1 protein-coding gene and 1 pseudogene are annotated in these 1,399 nt (G+C 63.4%); both read right to left on the reverse strand.

The window, feature by feature from the left end; genetic code table 11:
* A partial coding sequence (gene nodC, locus IVA81_RS31435; protein ID WP_247325265.1) for a chitooligosaccharide synthase NodC occupies nt 1-1,139 on the reverse strand: 1,139 nt, incomplete at its 3' end.
* A 14-nt stretch (nt 1,140-1,153) separates the two neighbouring features.
* Nucleotides 1,154-1,399: pseudogene (locus IVA81_RS31440) on the reverse strand (chitooligosaccharide deacetylase NodB); the annotation flags it as partial.

The raw sequence follows: 1,399 nt of genomic DNA on the forward strand, positions 1-1,399 counted from the left end.
TTCATCGGGAGCAGGAGGAAGATGTTGATCGGGGTGTGCAGCGAGAAGCCGATAAATCGAAGCTCGCCGGCACGAAGGGCCGCCACGCTGCATCGAATCATGGTCATCACGACGATGGTCAGACCGGTCCACCAGGGCACGGTGCCGGTGAGCGCGAGCTGAGCGAGCGCGGCAATCGATGAGATGGCGAGCAGCAGCGGCCCGAGGTTCTGTCCGAGCACGTCGAGCGTAAGGTACCGGTCCAGGCCGGGCAACAGGTGCAAACCCAGCAGCGTGTCGCGGTAAGTGCTGCGCGCCCAGCGGAGCTGTTGCCGCAGATACGGCAAGAGCCTGTCCGGGACCACCGTGGCGGCGATGGCGTCCGGAACGTACTCGGTTCGAAACCCTGCCTTGAGCATGAGGATCGTCAGATGACGGTCCTCACCGAAGTCGCTCGGCTTTCCCCGGAAGAACTGCGTCTCGTACTGGTCCAGCAGCAACAGCAGCGCGGAGCGGCGGTACATGGCACACGGCCCGCAGCAGCACATGACGGCACCAAAGCGCGTCTGCGCCGCGCGCTCCTCGTTGCAAGCCAACCAGTACTCCATGTCGATCAATCGGGTCAGCCAGCTGTCGTTCCGGTTGCTGGCCGTCAATTGCCCCATGGCCGCGCCGACGGCTGGATCCTGCATCTTGCGTACGAGCTTGCTGACCACGTCGCTGGCGATTTCCGTGTCGGAATCGACATTGAGCACGAGATCGCCGAACGACCGGCGTATCGCTGCGATCTGCGCCTTGCGCTTTCCAACGTTGCTTGGAAGCAGAATGACGTTGAACCTCGGGTCATATGCGTAGCTCCCATGGACCGGGGCCACTGCACCGACATTTGCAGAGCCGTCATCGACCACATAGACCTGCAATCGCCCTGGGTAGTCCTGGCTTGCGAGAGACTTCAGGCAGGCCGCCAGCGTGCGCGGGTCCTCGTTGAAGCAGGGCACGATGACATCCACGCTGGGCAGAGCACCGGTGTCGACCGGGTCGTACGGCGGCAGTGAGGCGTCGGTTCGCAGCGCATAAAGCGCCTGCGCGCTCTTATGGACGCTGGAGAGCAACGCGTAGGAGGCAACAGCAACGGTGCTGACGGTGGCAAGCAGGCTCATGGGAATTGATCTATTCAGTGAGTTTGAGGAAGCGACCGGATTGCAAATCCACGGTCATGCAGTGCTGGAATGAGCTGGGCGAGCGCCGTCACAGTCTGGTCGCGCCGACCAGAGTGAGGGCAGCGTTCCAACTCGTCGGGAGGGCACCCGTCGTGCAGGAGCACGATTGCCCCCGGCCGGACCGAGGCCAGCACCGCGGCAACAATCGCCTCGCCGCCAGGACGAGACCAGTCTTGCGGGTCGACTGACCAGTGCAGGGC

The sequence above is a fragment of the Bradyrhizobium sp. 141 genome (genome assembly GCF_023074055.1).
Classification (GTDB): Bacteria; Pseudomonadota; Alphaproteobacteria; order Rhizobiales; family Xanthobacteraceae; genus Bradyrhizobium.